Raw genomic sequence first — 15319 nt, forward strand, 5'->3', positions numbered from 1 at the left:
GAACAGCGTCCGCCTCTACCAACTCGACCCAGGGACCGTCACCACCGCCACCCACCTTGCCGCTGCCTTCGTCACACCCCACCGCACTGGCTCCCTGATCCGACCCAGGACGCCGGTTCGGAACCTGTAGTGCTGCCCGACACGCCGAGAGGTTCCGAACCGCCGCCACGGCGTGTTGCGGCCTGCGGGACCAAGTAGGGAGGCCTCCACCCACTGGCGAGACGTAGAATCCCTGGTCATCCCGGGCAGCGCCGGCCCTCCAGGGCCGGCGAGGATCGCAACCAGAGCCCGGCGGCGACGAGTAACGAAAAGAGCCCGCAGCACCGGCCCTCCGGGGCCGGCGAGGATCGCAACTCCCAGCCGGAGGTCAGCGTGGCGACCAGCTACTACTCCGACGACCCGGCTCGGCACGCCGCGATCACCAAGCGGCCCGGCTATGCGCGGACGAGGGCGAAGATCGTCGAGGCGGTGCGGCGTGGCATCCCGTTGCGTGCCGGGGTGATCGACCTGGACGACGGCCAGCGCGCCGAGCAGGCCCAGGCCGAGCTTGCCGTGCTCGGGGTGAGCGAGATCGGCTGCGGCAGGTGGGCCGCGGCGTCCGGTCGGCCGGGGTGCGGCCGTGCTACCCGGACTGCAACCCGGCCTGCCAGCCGAACTGCGCCCCGCGGTGCGGCCCGATGTGCAACCCGAGATCGTGTCGGCCGAATTCCTGCTGGCCGCAGTACCGCGGCGGCCGGTGAGGCCGCGGGTAGGCTGACCAGCGTGTCCGCGCAGCTGGACTTCCACCCCGGACACCCGCGTGTAGACCAGTTCCACCACGCTCGCGGCCTCCCTGTCGTCTTGATCCGTTCGTTGATGACACCTCCGGCTACTGCCTGTCGTCAAACCCCGTCGTCAACCCGGAACGGAGCGCATTGGATCGAGCCGCGCGTTCTCCCATGCTCCCCGCGGTCCGATGGCCCCTCCAGAGCGGATGCCATCAAAGGATCCTTTGACGACACGGAGGACGGCCAGGGCGTCCCGGCTGGAGCCCATCACTCTTCGCGCACCCGGTAGTTATGTGTGCGAGGAGAATCGGACCGGATTCGCGGTAGCGGGCTGAGGGCTGCGTTCGGGTGCAGGCGTCCGTGCGTTCGTCTAACGGTGGTTTGCCGGAAGGGACCGCGGCGGTGCCGTACTTTCCCGTGAAGCCGTGCGAGCTCTCGCGCTTGGCAGTCAGGATGGCTGGACTTGGTCGAAGAGGGCGAGGGCTTCGGCGGGGTCCGGGCTCACGAGGCGTTCCAGACCGGCCGTCGTGATCTTCGCCCACCTGCCGGCCCGTGCCCACATCTGTTCCTCGCAGGCGCGGACGGCCTCGTCCAGATCTTCGGGGCCGTTGGCGATGGACTCGGCGAGTTCGGCGCCTTCCAGCATCGCGAGGTTCGCGCCCGCCCCCAATGGGGGCATCAGATGGGCGGCATCACCCAGTAGCGTCACCCCGAAGACATGGGTCCAGGTGTGGGACACGGGCAGGACGTAGAGGGGGCGGTGGACGAAAACGGTGCCGTGGCGGAGGAGGTCGAGGACGGGAGCGGCCCAGCCGTCGAACAGAGCCAGCAGACTCGATCGCACGGCCTCGACGTCGGCCAGGTCCAGGTTCGTGTGCCAGTCCAGCGGCGCGCGGAACTGGGCGTACACCTTGACGTGGCCGCCGCTGTTGCGCTGGGCGACGAGAGCTCGGTTCACGCCGTACACGGCCACGGAACCGTCGCCGATCAACCGGGCGAGGTCAGGGTGGCGGGTGTCGACGTCGTCGAGGGAGGTCTCGACCAAGGTGACGCCGGTGTAGTGCGGCGTCACCGACGAGACTGCCGGGCGGATCCGGGACCAGGCGCCGTCCGCGCCGACTACGAGGTCGAACGTCTCCTGTCGCCCGTCCGCGAAATGGACCAGTACGCCATCCGGGGTCCCCGGCACCACCTGCGTCACGCCCCGACCCCACTGGACGTCGAGAGGGCCGAGCAGCAGGTCACGGAGTTGCCCGCGGTCGATCTCGGGATTGGCGCGGTCGTCTGGACGGGGTCGCCAGTCGCGCAGGACGGTCCCGTCCGCGTCCAGGATGCGCATGGTCTGCCCCTCGGGGCGAGACAGCGCCTGGAACTCCGCCAGCAGCCCCGCCTTGTCCAGCGCGAGCTGGCCCAGCCCTTCGTGCAGGTCCAGCGTGCCGCCCGGGGGGCGGGCGTCGCGGGCGGGATCGCGTTCAAGGACGGTGACGGGGTGACCATGACGGTGCAGGACGCGGGCGAAGGTAAGGCCGGCGGGGCCGCTCCCGACCACAGCGATACGATGTCTCATGTCGATACACTGTATTTCCTCATTACGATGCATCGCAACAGTCGATGCATCGCAACAGTTCGGAGTGACCATGACCGTGTGGGACCGGCCGGAGCCGCCGACTCGCCCCGTGCCGCTCGACCGGGAGCGGATCGTCGCCGCCGCCATCGCGCTGGCCGACGAGGGCGGCCTTGCGGCGGTCTCGTTGCGCAAGGTCGCCGCCCGGCTGGAGGCCGGCCCGATGCGGCTGTACGGATACATCTCCACCAAGGAGGAGCTGTTCGACCTCATGGTGGACGAGGTCCAGGCCGAGATCCTCCCCGAGGAGCAGCCCGGCGACTGGCGGGAGGCGCTGCGCGTCCTCGCCCACCGCACCAGGCAGGCCGCCCTCCGCCACGAATGGCTGGCCGACCTGCTCGGCGGCCGCCCGGCCCTGGGCCCGAACGGCCTCGCCGTGGCCGAGTCCACCCTGTCCGCCCTCGACGGCCTCGCCGACATCGACACCGTCATGCGCGCCGTGGAGACGGTCAGCGCCTACTTCACGGGCGCGATCAGGCGCGAGATCACGAATCTGCGGGCCGAGCGCGCCACGGGCCTGTCCAAGCACGACTGGCAGCGCGCCCGCGGCCCGCACCTGACGAGAGTGCTGGCCACGGGCCGCTTCCCGGCGCTGACCAAGGCCGTGTACGACGGCACGGACGTGGACGCCGAGGCATCCTTCACGACCGGCCTGGACTGGGTCCTCGACGCCGTGGCCGCCAAACTCACCCGGCCGCCGGCGTGACGCTCAGCTCCTGCCGAATGTAAGCGAGGCCGAGGGCCGTACTGCTCAACGGGCAGGACAGGGTCCTTCACAGAGGTGACGGTCAGGCGGCTGTGCTGAAGCCGGAGGCGGCCGGGTCCTGGTCGCGGAGCTGGGTGAAGTCGACGTCGAGTTTCGGGTCGTACGCCTCGGGCTGGATACCGAGTTCGTGGGTGGAGTACTCGCCGAACCGTTTGGTGTGCTCGGTCAGGTACGGCGAGATGTGGGTCAGGTCCTCCGGGTCGATCTCCCAGCCCTCCTCCAGGAGCTGGCGGACGATCTCCGCGATGTCCAGGGCGTTGTGGAAGATCACCGCGTTCGTGAGCAGGGCGTTGAACTTCATCGCCTACTCCTGCTCGATGGGGTCGCTGTCGGCGAGGACAGCCGCTTGAGCAGCGTAGAGGAGGAGATGGCGCCTTCCCTGACGGAGACGGCGACCTTCATCAGGTGCCGGAACTGGGACTCGATCAGGTCCCAGTCGATGACGTTCTTGCCCGCCTCGCCGAACAGGGAGTCGATGTGGACGTACTCGGTCTGCTTGGACGGGCGGTAGAAGGTCAGGCCCTTTCGTTCCTGATCCTGGGCATGAGATCGAAGCCCACCAGGTGCGCCAAGGCGAGAACGGGCACGCTCTGGCCCTGGGTGTCGGTGTGCACGGTGGTCGGCTTGACCTCGCTGGTTTTCTTGAGGAGGCCCTCGATGATGTATGAGCGAGGCAGGCCAACAGCGCGACCCGCTTGACGACCGTGTAGTCCCGCAGTTCGGAGGCGTCCGCCGCATCCGCTTCCCCGGCGAGGTCGGTGACCTTCGGCGAGGCGACGCCGTCCACCCACATCGCGGTGTCGCCGAGCTCGTCCAGCCACTCCAGATGCGTGAACAGGCGCTTGAAGTGCGACCAGCTCGGGCCCTGGCGGTCTGTTTCAGCCGGTTGAACCGCGTCGTGCCGTCGCTGTCGCGCTCTTCCAGCAGCCGCAGCATCCCCGCCTGCTCGGCGAGGCTCATCCGGTCGTGGATGCCGCGGCAGATCGAGGCGTTCACCTCCGTGCGGATCGTGGAGGTCATCGTGTCGGGCAGCACCGGCCCTCCGGGGCCGGCGAGGATCGCAACCGGTCAGCCGCCGTGGGCAGGTGTACCACACCGGTCGAGCGACAATGGGCGTTCGGTTGGCCGCCGCTACAAACGGTGGGTAGCAGCCGTAAAGTTGGTCGGGTGACGAGGTAGTTGGCGGTGGTGGGACGGCGTGCGGCACGGGCGTTTGTTAGAGGAACAGGAATCCGATCGCGAGGGCGGCGATGACGGTGCCGATCGTGATGGCGAGGGTGATCTCGGTGGTGGTGGCGCGGGCCTGGCGTCGAACCCAGAGGAAGAAGTAGACGGTGGCCGGAATGGACACGACCGCGCCGGTGACAGCACCGGGGGCGTAGTCGCCGAGCGTGATCCAGCTGGTCAGGTGGAACAGCGCGTTGACCGCGAACTGCCACTGGAAGGCGATGGCCATGACCACCCAGCCGCCGTGCCGGTCGGCGAGGAGCGCCTTCCAGGAGCAGAGCAGCACCAGCAGCATCAACGGGATGTGGTAGGTGGCGAACATGCCGGTGGTCTCGGGGCCGAAGTGCTTCGTTGCCCAGGAGGCGAATCCGGGCAGTTCTTCGAGGGTGTGCAGGACGTAGACCAGGTACGGGAGCAGGAACGGCGCGGCCCGAAGCCTGTGCATGGCCTGCGGATCCGTCGCCGTTGGGGTGAACTGGGTCGTCATCCGGGATACCTCCTGGGGGTGTGTTCGTCCCAGGTAGAATATGAGGAATTCCTCACTTTTGGTACTCGCGTTCGGAGGCCCCGGTGTCCGTGTCGAAGTCGGTCTATCAGCCCAGGAAGACGCCCATCCAGCAGCGGGCACGGCGCACGCGGGAGCGGATCCTCGCCGGGGCGGCTCAGGTTTTCGCCGAGTACGGGTACGCCTCCGGCACCACCGACCGGATCGCCGCAGCGGCCGGACTGTCAGTCGGGTCGCTGTATCAGTACTTCCCGAACAAGGACGCGATCCTGCTGGTGCTCGCGCGATCCCACCTCGATCAGACCGCGGAGGTGGTGCGGGAGACGTTGACCGAGCCCCGACCGGTGGAGGTATGGCTGCCGGCACTCACCGAGGCTGTGGTCGGCCTGCACGTCGAGAACCCGCGACTGCATCAGGTGCTGTTCGAGGAGGCGCCGCGACCGCCGGAGTTGCTGGCCCGGTTCCGGCAGGTCGAGCAGGAGGCGGTGGCCGCGGTCGCCGCGCTGCTCCGCACGGACACCGGGCTGCACGTCACGCGTCCGGATCAGGCCGCCCGGTTCGTCGTCGCCACCATCGAGTCACTGACCCACCGCTTCATGGGCCACAACCCGCAGCTCGCGACGAACGACCTGGTCGACCAGATCGTCTCGATGATCCTCAAGTACCTGCGGTAAGGAGACTTCGCTTCCTACGGACTTCGGTCGGTGCCGAGCCGCGTGTTGTATCTGTGGGCGCTTTACAGCTATTTCGGGGCTCCGACGAGCGGCTGCCCGACGCTGCGCTCACGATCGCAACCACATGGTGAACGGAATCACCCGCGCGTAACAACGAGTCACCCCAGAGTTGGATCATTCGGCGCGGACGAGCATTGCGCGGCGCCAGCAGGCTCGCCTGAGTCGTGACGAGGCTGCCAGCAGCGGACGGCGCACCGTCGACACCTGGCTTCCGATCCACGACTGGACCGAAGCCCAGGTATCAACGCATCCGGGCGTCCGGTGTGCCATACCACCCGGCCTACGACCAGGGCATGACCCGACATATTGACCGGACTACGGCGCGACACACCCGTGTGTCGCGCCGAGTAACGCGGGGGCTCCCGATAGGAGTCGTGCACCCGAGTGGGAGGAGGTTGCTGCATGACTGTGGAGGTCGTCGCGGTTGGGTTGCCGCGGTGGGGACGTGTCGGTCCCGTAGCCGGTGCGGTCGTTCCGTTCGTGGTGCTGGACGTGCGCGCACGAACACGCCTGCGTTCGCTGCCCGATGCTGCGCGTAGAGCCTCGACAGCGGGATCGGCTAATCGAGATCGCCCGCAACCTCACCGACCGCATCGCCGAGGCCCACGCCAATGGCTGGCTCGGCGAAGTTCAAGGGCTTCAGGTCAGCCTGGAAGCGGCCCGGCAGAAACTCGCCTCGCTGGATCGATTGGCGCGCACCAAGACCAGCACCGGGGTGTGGTGAAGCTGGGCATGCCGGTGATCCCCGGATACCCCTGATGGGGGGCCCAAGATACGACGGAAACCGGCAACCAGTGATCTCAAGTTGAACTTGCCGCAGGTGAGGTGCTGGGGCGGATCGGCGTCGGCTGCCCGACCAGGGACAGCGATGCGCAAACGCAGCCGGAGGCCCGATCTTGTGTCACCGTTCGCAGTGGACTTCTTCGCGTACCCGCTCAGATCGGTCAACGGCGCACCCGATAGCGCAGGTGAAGCACCCGGTTGCCCTGAATCACCACGTCAGGATCCTCCAACAGGTGCTGCGCGTCGACCGACCCGAAGTAGCGCTTGCCGGACCCGAACACGACGGGTATGACGTCCATGCGCACCTCGTCGACCAGGCCCGCGGCAAGCACCTGGCCACCGACGTCGCCGGCGGCGACCTCGACCATGCGGTCACCCGCAAGTTCCTGCGCCTTGGCCACGGCTGCCTCGACGCCGTCGACGAAGTGAAACGGCGCCTCGGGGTCCCAGCCCTCGGGCTTCGGCCGGTGTGTCACGACGACCACATGGTCGGTCCCGCTCGGAGGCTTCCCGTCCCAGCCGTCCGTCATGTCGAAGACGTGGCGGCCGGCGATTGTCACCCCGATCTGGTCCCAGTACGGCCGGGTGTAGTCGTAGGACGTCTGCGACACCTTCAGCTCGCCGCTCTCGTCCAACGGGACGTCACCGCTGGACAACCAGTCGAACAGTGGTCCGGGCTGGTCATTCTCGTCCGCGACGAAGCCGTCCACCGACACCGAGCTGTACATGACCACCTTGCCCACGGGCTCTCCTCTGCTTGGGGTGCCCCCAAATTAGCGTGTCGTGAGCTGTCGCTCTTGTAAGAAATCAATCGGCCGGCAGCGGCCAGCCGTCCAGCGCGTGGCCGGGATGTTCGCGGAGGAACCGCCGCCGGACTTCGACGTACCGGGTCGGCGTGAGCCCGGTGAACGCCCGGAACTCGTGGCCGAAGTGGGCCTGGTCGAAGTAGCCGGCGCCACCGGCGAGGTCGCCCCAGTCGACCGGTCCGGCGGGGTTGATCGCGAACACGGTGGCGGCGAAGCGGTAGGTGCGAGCCAGCCGCTTCGGCGTGACGCCGATAAGCTCCTTGAACCGCTGTGCCAGATGAGTGCTGCTGACACCGGCTGCCACCCTCAGGTCGCCGATCGCCACCGCCCCACTGGTCGCCGCGATGACGCTGCTCGTATGGCGGACCAGCCCCAGGCCGGCGGTCTCGCACAGCCGTCGCATCAGCTCCTCCTCAAGCAGCGTCAGCATCTCGTGCGGTCCGTCCGCCGTGGCCAGCCGGTCTCGCAGCTCAGCAATGGCGGGCCGGCCCCAAACCTGCTCTACCGTCACCGGCCGGTCACACAGCTCGGCCGCGGGCATCGGCAGGAACGGCGCCAGCCCCCACACCTTGAAGTGCACGCCGACGGACCGGGTCCGGAGTGGGTAGCCGAACTCCAAGGCGCGGGTGGGCACGGTGACCACGCAGCCGTCGGCGTACTCGGCCGTCTCGATGTCGGTGCCGGCACGGATGCGAAACGGCGCCCCGAGGTTGACGATAAGCCACGCCGACGGCGCCGGCGGCAGCGTCAGCCGGGCGTACGGCGGCGCACCCTCCAGGTAGTAAAGGTCGTCGATCAGCCCGTCCAGCGGCGGTCGCGGCACTCTGGACACGTACTCCACGCGCACAGCATCGCCGACGCCCCGCCGGCATCGCGCGCCGGGATGGTCCAGCCGCGCTGCCGCCAGCATCCCGCCGGCGCCGATTCCGGACGAGCGCCCGGCCGCGGACATGTGCGTGGGATACGCGTGCTGCGTGAGAGATGGAGGATTCTCGGCCCTCCAGTTCGCTCGTAGTCCAGTTAACCCTGTCGTGCTCCCTGTGCGTGCTCGCCAGCCGCGCGGATTTCGTGCGCGCCGCACAACTTCGCCCGGAGCTGGCCGCCGAGTACGCCGAGCTGGAAGCCGAGATCGGGCACCGGTTCCGCAACGACCTGTCCATGGCCGAGATCATCACCGCCGCCGAGCAAGCCGCAACCGCGGAACACCCGAGGAGACAGCCACGATCGAGCTCGGCCAGGGCCAACTGTGGTGGCCGAGGTTCGAACGCCAGTCGGACCGTTACGGCACCGTGTTCCTGCTCACTGGTCCGGATGCCGAGGACTACGTGTCGTTCGAGAACGCACCCGTCGGCCAACCGGGACGGCTCGTCGCCATCGTGGTCGAGACACGTCGCTCCGAGCACTGTGGCGACATCGCGCGGTCCCTCGTACCCGTCACGCCGAGGGTCGCCGAGGAGATCACGCTCGGCGCCGGCACGTTGTTCACCGACACCGATGCCGAGCTCGGCGTGCCCACCGCCGTCGGCCTCGCGCCGGACGACAACCGGGACACCGACTGGCTCGACCCACGCGCCTCGTACCGCTGCCACAACCAAACCGTGCGGCTCGAACTCCGCATCAGCAGCCACACCAACGGGCACGCACGCGACACCAGGCCACACGCAGCCTGACAACCCGCAATCGGCCCCGACACGGGCATCGCCTCACCGTCATTCACCCACCTTCAGCGTCGCGCACGGCCTTCGCGTGCGTGCGTGCGCGACGCGACAACCCCATGGAGACAGAAGAAAGGATCATGGCCGACGTCACCGTGCCGCCGATTCCGTTGTCGCTACAGCACCTCCCGACCGTGGGCGGATTGGTCGTGCCTGGATTACGCCTCGCACGGCCGACGGTCGCTACCTGTTCGGCTCGGTCGGTCGTGATCGGATGGGCCGCGCCTTGGTCAACCGGTGGTGTGGAGTGTGCGGTCGGCCGCTGGAGCACCGCGCCGTGCTGATGATGCGAGAAGCCTACGGAGATCGAGAAGGCGCTCCGGTGGTTGGCGGCGAACACTCTGGCGGTGTCCCGGTTGGACGACCCGGCGATCGTGCGGGCCGTGCTCGATCAGCTCGCGCTGAAGATGGATGGCACGTCGGCTGGGGCGAAAACGGTTGCGCCTAAGCGTGCTGTGTTCCATAACGCCGTCGAGTACGCGGTGGAGCTGACGTTGGTGAGCCGCAACCGGGTGCGAGAGATCAAGTGGACTCCGCCGAAGGAGGTGAAGGCGATCGACAAGCGGGTGGTCATCAACCCTGAGCAAGCGCGCCGGCTCCTGGCGGCCGTCGAGGCCCAGCATGTCGAGGGGCAGCCGCGACGGTCGTCTGGGCCGATGTTGGTGGCGTTCTTCGGGGCGATGTACTACGCCGCACTCCGCCCGGAGGAGGCCACGATGCTCAGCAAGCAGGATCTGGAGATCCCGGAGGAGGGGTGGGGTGAGCTGCTGATCTCGCAGACGGCGCCGACTGCGGGGGCCGCGTGGACCGACTCGGGGGATCGGCGGGATCGGCGGCAGCTCAAGCAGCGCGGTAGGGGAGAGGTGCGGCACGTGCCCTGTCCGCCACCGTTGACCGCGCTGTTGCACGCCCACCTCGAACGCCACGGCACCGCGGGCGATGGGCGGTTGTTCCGCAACCTCACTGGTGGCTACGTCGGCGAGTCGACCATCGCGCGGGTGTGGGACAAGGCGCGCAAGGCCGCGTTGAGCGAGGCCGAGTATGTCTCGGTGCTCGGCCGGCGGCCCTACGACCTTCGGCACGCGTGCGTGTCCACCTGGCTCGCCGCTGGGGTGCCCTCCACTCAGGTGGCCGAGTGGGCCGGCCACTCGGTAACCGTGCTGCACCAGATCTACGCCAAGGTCATCGCCGGCCAGGAAGACGCCGCCCGCGAGCGCATCGGCCGGGCGTTGGGGCTGCCCACCGAGGAAGGCAGCGTTCCACACGGGTTCCACAACCAGCGGATCACAGCGGTACACGGTGAGACACAGGTGGACACTCCAAGATCGGCCCCTCACCTGATTTCCCTGGTGAGGGGCCGAACGGGGGTGATCGAGCGGAGTGCCCCCGGTGCGACTCGAACGCACACTGGACGGATTTTGAGTCCGCTGCCTCTGCCGATTGGGCTACGGGGGCGGCACCGGAAACTCTACGCGACCGGCGTTCCCACCGAGCACGTGGGCTACCACCGCGGACCCCCGACAAGCCATCGAACACGCGGTCACGTTTCGTGGTGAACGCCATGTCTGCGCAGGTCCCGGCGGCCGGTACGCTGCGGGTGTCGCCCGCCATCGACTACAGCAGGAGGACCCCGGTGACCGAAGGGGCTACCGAGGCCAGTGGTGCCGCACCGCAGCGTCGCGTCCTCGTCGCCGAGGACGAAGCCCTGATCCGGCTGGACCTCGTGGAGATGCTGCGCGAAGAGGGCTACCAGGTGGTCGGCGAGGCGGGCGACGGCGAGGAGGCCGTCAAGCTCGCCACCGAGCTCAAGCCCGACCTGGTCATCCTCGACGTCAAGATGCCCAAGGTCGACGGCATCGAGGCCGCCTCCAAGATCACCGGCGACCGCATCGCGCCGGTGGTCATCCTCACCGCCTTCAGCCAGCGCGACCTGGTCGAGCGCGCCCGCGACGCCGGCACCATGGCCTACCTCGTCAAGCCCTTCGCCAAGCGCGACCTCGTCCCGGCCATCGAGCTGGCGGTCAGCCGCTTCGCCGAGCTCCAGGCCCTCGAAGCCGAGGTCGCCGGCCTCGCCGACCGCCTCGAGACCCGCAAGGTGATCGACCGCGCCAAGGGCCTCCTGATGACCGCGCAGGGCCTCTCCGAGCCCGACGCCTTCCGCTGGATCCAGCGCACCGCGATGGACCGCCGTACGACGATGAAATCCGTCGCCCAGGCGGTCCTCGACAGCATGAACAAGTAACCGGACGGTCGGTCAGTAAGCGGGGTCCCCCAATCGGGTGGGCGGGCTGCGTCACGATGTGGACACAGCGTGATCGCTCGACTGGGCAACACAGCGTGACGGAGCTACGTTCAGCCATCGAGTCCGCCCCGGACCGGACGTGGTCTGCGGCGAACGGGCGAACGGGCGAACGGATTGCGTGCTGCGGCACGACCGGCTACGGAGGCGTGTGTTCGTTGGTGACAGTGCGAAGGACGATCGCGCGGTCGCTGGTGCTGCTGGCACTGAGCGTACTCACCGTCCTGCTACCCGCGGTGGCCGCCGCGGCACAGGACGGCGGGGCCAATGACGGTGAGGCCCTCCGCGGCACCCTCCGCGGCCCCGACGGCCCCGTCAGCGGCGCCGTCGTCACCGTTCTCCAGGACGGCACCGAGGTCGGCACCAGCACCAGCGACGCCGACGGCGACTGGCGCGTCGCGCTGCCCGGCCCCGGCGCCTACGAGGTCCGGCTGGACCTCTCCACCCTGCCCAGCGGCATCGTGCCCCGCCAGCAGGGCGGCGAAGTCCTTCGCGACGTCACAGTGTCCCCGTCCCAGGCCCGCGCCGTGATCTTCCCGCTGGTCCAGGAGGGCGCCGCCGGCGAGCCACCTCCACCCCCGACGCCGGCCCAACCACCGTTCCCGCAGCGCTTCGGGCAGGCACTCCTCAGCGGCATCCAGTTCGGCGCCGTCATCGCGATCAGCGCCATCGGCCTGTCGCTGATCTTCGGCACCACCCGGCTGATCAACTTCGCGCACGGCGAGCTGGTCACCATCGGCGCCGTGGTGGCGTTCTTCTTCAACGCCGCCGGCGGCGGGCCCGCCCTCCCGCTCGTGATCGCCGCCCTGTTGGCCGTCGCCGCCGGGGCGCTGGTCGGCGGGGGCCTCGAGACCACCCTCTGGCGCCCGCTGCGCAACCGCAACACCGGCCGGATCAGCCTGTTCATCATCTCCATCGGGCTGTCCCTGCTGCTGCGCCACGTGATCCTGGTCTTCTACGGCTCCCGCCCCGGCTCCTACACCGACTTCGACATCCAGTCGGCCGTCGACCTCGGCCCGGTCAGCGCCACCCCGCGGGACCTGAGCATCGTCGGCCTGTCCGTGCTGGTCCTGGTCGGCGTCGCGCTCATGCTGCAGCGCACCCGGATCGGCACCGCGATCCGCGCCGTGTCGGACAACCGCGACCTCGCCGAGTCCTCCGGCATCGACGTCAACCGCGTCGTGCTGGTGGTCTGGCTGCTCGGCGGCGGGCTCGCCGCGCTCGGCGGCGTGATGTACGGCCTGGCCGAGGTGGTGTCCTGGGACATGGGCTTCAAGCTGCTGCTGATGATGTTCGCCGGGATCATCCTCGGCGGCCTCGGCAGCGCCTACGGCGCGATGATCGGCAGCTTCGTCGTCGGCATCGTCGCCCACCTGTCCACCCTGTGGTTCCCCGTCGAGCTGCAGTTCGCGTGGGCGCTGCTGGTGCTGATCGTGGTGCTGCTCGTCCGGCCGCAGGGCATCCTCGGCCGCCGGGAACGGATCGGGTGAGGGGAGCGACATGGACTTCTCGGCGATCCTGACCGCCGCCGTCACCGGCGCGATCGGTCCGGTGGCCGCGGCCTACGCGCTCGCCGCGATCGGGCTGAACATCCACTTCGGATACACCGGCCTGCTCAACTTCGGGCAGGTGGGCTTCATGCTGGTCGGCGGCTACGGCGTGGCCATCTCGGTGTCGGAGTTCGCGCTGCCGTTGTGGGTGGGCGTGCTGGTCGGCGTGCTCTGCGCGGTGGTGCTCGCGTTGCTGCTCGGCATCCCCACACTGCGGCTGCGCGCCGACTACCTGGCCATCGCCACCATCGCCGCCGGCGAGATCCTCCGGTTGTTCTACCGGTCGAGCTTCGCCGAACCGCTCACTGGTGGCGTCTACGGCCTGCAGCAGTTCGCCGGCGACTTCTACGAGCTCAACCCCTACCCGCCGGGCAGCTACGGCATCGGCCCGATCTCGTTCAGCGCCCGCGACCTGTGGGTCGCCACCCTGGGCTGGGGCCTCGTGCTGCTCGGCGTGCTCCTGGTCTATCTGCTGATCCACAGCCCGTGGGGCCGGGTGCTGCGCTCGATCAGGGAGGACGAGAACGCCGCTCGCAGCCTCGGCAAGAACGTCTACGCCTACAAGCTGCAGAGCCTGGTGCTCGGCGGCGTCATCGGCGCGCTGGGCGGCATGGTGATGGTGATCAACACCCAGTCGGCCAGCGCGGACAGCTTCGACCCGGTGGTGACGTTCTTCCTCTACACCCTCCTGGTGCTCGGCGGCGCCGGCCGGGTGCTCGGCCCGGTCATCGGCTCGGTGCTGTTCTGGTTCGTCATGGTGTTCCTGGACGCCCTGCTGCGCCAGGCGATCGCGACCGGCCTCATCCCGTCCACCGTCCTCGCCGACGCCGAGGTCGGGGCCGTCCGCTTCGCGCTCGTCGGCCTGGGCCTGCTGCTGCTGATGGTGTTCCGGCCGCAGGGCATTCTCGGCCGCAGGGAAGAGATGGTGCTCGATGCCCGTTGATCTCGCTGGCGTGCCCGCCGAACCGGGCGTGGCCAAGCCCGACCCGATGCTGGTGGTGGACGGCGTCACCCGTTCGTTCGGCGGGCTGCACGCCGTGGACGTGCGCCACCTCGAGCTGCAGCGTGGTGCGATCACCGCGCTGATCGGCCCCAACGGCGCTGGCAAGACGACCCTGTTCAACGTGCTCACCGGGTTCGATCGGGCCAACTCGGGCCGGTGGTCGTTCGACGGCACCCCGCTGGCCGGCATACCCGCCTACCGGGTGGCCCGGCACGGCATGGTCCGCACGTTCCAGCTCACCAAGGCGCTGGCCCGGCTCACCGTGCTGGAGAACCTCCTGCTCGCCGCCACCGGCCAGCGCGGTGAGCGGATGGTCCCGGCGCTGGTTCGTCCACTGTGGAAGAGCCAGGAGGAGCGCAACCGGGAGCGGGCCGAGGAGCTGCTGGAGCGCTTCCGGCTGGACCACCTGCGCGACGCGCACGCCGGCACGCTCTCCGGCGGTCAGCGCAAGCTGCTCGAGCTGGCCCGCGCCCTCATGGTCCGCCCGACCATGCTCATGCTGGACGAGCCGATGGCCGGGGTGAACCCGGCGCTGGCCCAGTCGCTGCTGGAGCACATCGTGCGGCTGCGGGACGAGGGCTTGACCGTGTGCTTCGTCGAGCACGACATGGATATGGTGATGGGCACCAGCGACTGGGTGGTGTGCCTGGCGCAGGGCCAGGTCATCGCCGAGGGCACGCCGCGGGAGATCAGCGCCAACGACGAGGTGATCGACGCCTACCTCGGCAAGCAGCACGGGAGCCCGGTGCGGGAGGACGAGTCACGATGAGCGCGGCGGACAACGGCGGACGGCGCCCACTGCTGGTCGCGGACGAGCTGGTGGCCGGCTACCTGCCCGGTGTGAACGTGCTGGACGGGTGCACGCTGGAGCTGGCCGAGGGCGAGCTGGTCGGCGTGATCGGGCCGAACGGCGCCGGCAAGTCCACTCTGGTCAAGGCGATGTTCGGATTGGTGCCGGTGCGCGCCGGCGCCGTGCGGCTGCGCGGCGAGGACATCACCAACGCCGCGGCGCACACCCTCGTCGCCAAGGGCGTCGGCTACGTGCCCCAGCGGGACAACGTCTTCCCCTCCCTGACGGTGGAGGAGAACCTGCGGATGGGCACGTTCCTGCGGCCACGGGAGTTCGAGAGCCGGTTCGCCTACGTCGCCGAGCTGTTCGGCCGACTCGCCGAGCGCAGGGACCAGCGCGCCGGCTCGATGTCGGGCGGGGAGCGGCAGATGCTGGCGATGGGCAGGGTGCTGATGGCCGAGCCGTCGGTGCTGCTGCTCGACGAGCCATCGGCCGGACTGTCACCGTCCTATCAGGACCAGGTGTTCGAGCAGGTCGGGCAGATCAACGCCACCGGCGTGTCGATCGTGATGGTGGAGCAGAACGCCCGCCGCTGCCTGCAGATCTGCGACCGCGGCTACGTGCTCGACCAGGGCCGCAACGCCCACACCGGCACTGGCCGGGAGCTGCTGAACGACTCCAGGGTCGTGGAGTGCTACCTCGGCACGTTGGCGCGCGCCCGCTGAGCGGTACCTGACGACCGAGGGGGTG

At 69.1% G+C, this 15319-nt stretch carries 16 protein-coding genes and 1 tRNA gene; 9 read left to right on the forward strand and 8 right to left on the reverse strand.

Features of this window, described 5'->3' with window-relative positions; all coding sequences use genetic code 11:
• Positions 1-1215: 1215 nt before the first annotated feature.
• Positions 1216-2334, reverse strand: coding sequence for an FAD-dependent oxidoreductase (locus BM051_RS25800; protein ID WP_092535834.1), 1119 nt, complete (start codon positions 2332-2334; stop codon positions 1216-1218).
• 70 nt (positions 2335-2404) lie between these two features.
• On the opposite strand from BM051_RS25800, the gene BM051_RS25805 reads away from it, so the two are divergent.
• Entirely contained in the window at positions 2405-3097 is a 693-nt protein-coding gene (locus BM051_RS25805) for a TetR/AcrR family transcriptional regulator (RefSeq protein ID WP_092536066.1), read from the forward strand.
• An 82-nt stretch (positions 3098-3179) separates the two neighbouring features.
• Here the strand turns inward: BM051_RS25805 and BM051_RS25810 are convergent, their stop codons facing one another.
• From BM051_RS25810 to BM051_RS25825, 4 genes are all read right to left on the reverse strand, one after another.
• On the reverse strand, positions 3180-3458 hold the full coding sequence (locus BM051_RS25810; RefSeq protein ID WP_092535836.1) for a Tn3 family transposase: 279 nt from the start codon (positions 3456-3458) through the stop codon (positions 3180-3182).
• Positions 3455-3676 (reverse strand): Tn3 family transposase, encoded by a 222-nt coding sequence (locus BM051_RS30740; protein WP_092536069.1) that lies wholly within the window; start codon positions 3674-3676, stop codon positions 3455-3457. The genes BM051_RS25810 and BM051_RS30740 overlap by 4 nt, the downstream gene beginning before the upstream one ends.
• Positions 3673-3978 (reverse strand): Tn3 family transposase, encoded by a 306-nt coding sequence (locus BM051_RS30745; protein WP_424923259.1) that lies wholly within the window; start codon positions 3976-3978, stop codon positions 3673-3675. Before BM051_RS30745 ends, BM051_RS30740 begins: the two co-directional genes overlap by 4 nt.
• A 395-nt stretch (positions 3979-4373) precedes the next feature.
• The gene (locus tag BM051_RS25825; protein ID WP_092535842.1) at positions 4374-4871 is read right to left on the reverse strand and encodes an HXXEE domain-containing protein; all 498 of its coding nucleotides are present in this window, start codon (positions 4869-4871) and stop codon (positions 4374-4376) included.
• 83 nt (positions 4872-4954) lie between these two features.
• Here BM051_RS25825 and BM051_RS25830 point away from each other — a divergent pair, with 83 nt between their 5' ends.
• Positions 4955-5563, forward strand: a complete 609-nt coding sequence (locus BM051_RS25830; RefSeq protein ID WP_134046026.1) for a TetR/AcrR family transcriptional regulator — start codon at positions 4955-4957, stop codon at positions 5561-5563.
• A 586-nt stretch (positions 5564-6149) separates the two neighbouring features.
• Entirely contained in the window at positions 6150-6347 is a 198-nt protein-coding gene (locus BM051_RS25835; RefSeq protein WP_208325882.1) for a hypothetical protein, read from the forward strand.
• Positions 6348-6567: 220 nt separating this feature from the next.
• Here BM051_RS25835 and BM051_RS25840 read toward each other — a convergent pair whose 3' ends face one another.
• Positions 6568-7149, reverse strand: coding sequence for a dihydrofolate reductase family protein (locus BM051_RS25840; RefSeq protein WP_092535848.1), 582 nt, complete (start codon positions 7147-7149; stop codon positions 6568-6570).
• A 64-nt stretch (positions 7150-7213) separates the two neighbouring features.
• Positions 7214-8035 carry a helix-turn-helix domain-containing protein gene (locus tag BM051_RS25845; protein WP_092535851.1) on the reverse strand — a complete coding sequence of 274 codons (822 nt, stop codon included), beginning with the start codon at positions 8033-8035 and terminating at the stop codon, positions 7214-7216.
• Positions 8036-8501: 466 nt separating this feature from the next.
• Between BM051_RS25845 and BM051_RS29265 the strand changes: the two genes are divergently transcribed.
• Entirely contained in the window at positions 8502-8882 is a 381-nt protein-coding gene (locus BM051_RS29265; RefSeq protein ID WP_092535854.1) for a hypothetical protein, read from the forward strand.
• Between the two features lie 1426 nt (positions 8883-10308).
• Here BM051_RS29265 and BM051_RS25865 read toward each other — a convergent pair.
• A tRNA-Leu gene (locus BM051_RS25865) sits at positions 10309-10382 on the reverse strand.
• Positions 10383-10560: 178 nt separating this feature from the next.
• Between BM051_RS25865 and BM051_RS25870 the strand changes: the two genes are divergently transcribed.
• From BM051_RS25870 to BM051_RS25890, 5 genes are all read left to right on the forward strand, one after another.
• Entirely contained in the window at positions 10561-11169 is a 609-nt protein-coding gene (locus BM051_RS25870) for an ANTAR domain-containing response regulator (protein WP_092536072.1), read from the forward strand.
• Positions 11170-11393: 224 nt separating this feature from the next.
• The gene (locus BM051_RS25875; RefSeq protein ID WP_243859344.1) at positions 11394-12716 is read left to right on the forward strand and encodes a branched-chain amino acid ABC transporter permease; all 1323 of its coding nucleotides are present in this window, start codon (positions 11394-11396) and stop codon (positions 12714-12716) included.
• A gap of 10 nt (positions 12717-12726) precedes the next feature.
• Positions 12727-13719, forward strand: a complete 993-nt coding sequence (locus tag BM051_RS25880; protein ID WP_092535857.1) for a branched-chain amino acid ABC transporter permease — start codon at positions 12727-12729, stop codon at positions 13717-13719.
• Positions 13709-14548, forward strand: a complete 840-nt coding sequence (locus BM051_RS25885) for an ABC transporter ATP-binding protein (protein WP_092535860.1) — start codon at positions 13709-13711, stop codon at positions 14546-14548. The genes BM051_RS25880 and BM051_RS25885 overlap by 11 nt, the downstream gene beginning before the upstream one ends.
• On the forward strand, positions 14545-15294 hold the full coding sequence (locus BM051_RS25890; protein ID WP_092535863.1) for an ABC transporter ATP-binding protein: 750 nt from the start codon (positions 14545-14547) through the stop codon (positions 15292-15294). The genes BM051_RS25885 and BM051_RS25890 overlap by 4 nt, the downstream gene beginning before the upstream one ends.
• Positions 15295-15319: the final 25 nt, after the last annotated feature.

This window comes from Amycolatopsis arida (assembly GCF_900115565.1).
Lineage (GTDB): Bacteria > Actinomycetota > Actinomycetes > Mycobacteriales > Pseudonocardiaceae > Yuhushiella > Yuhushiella arida.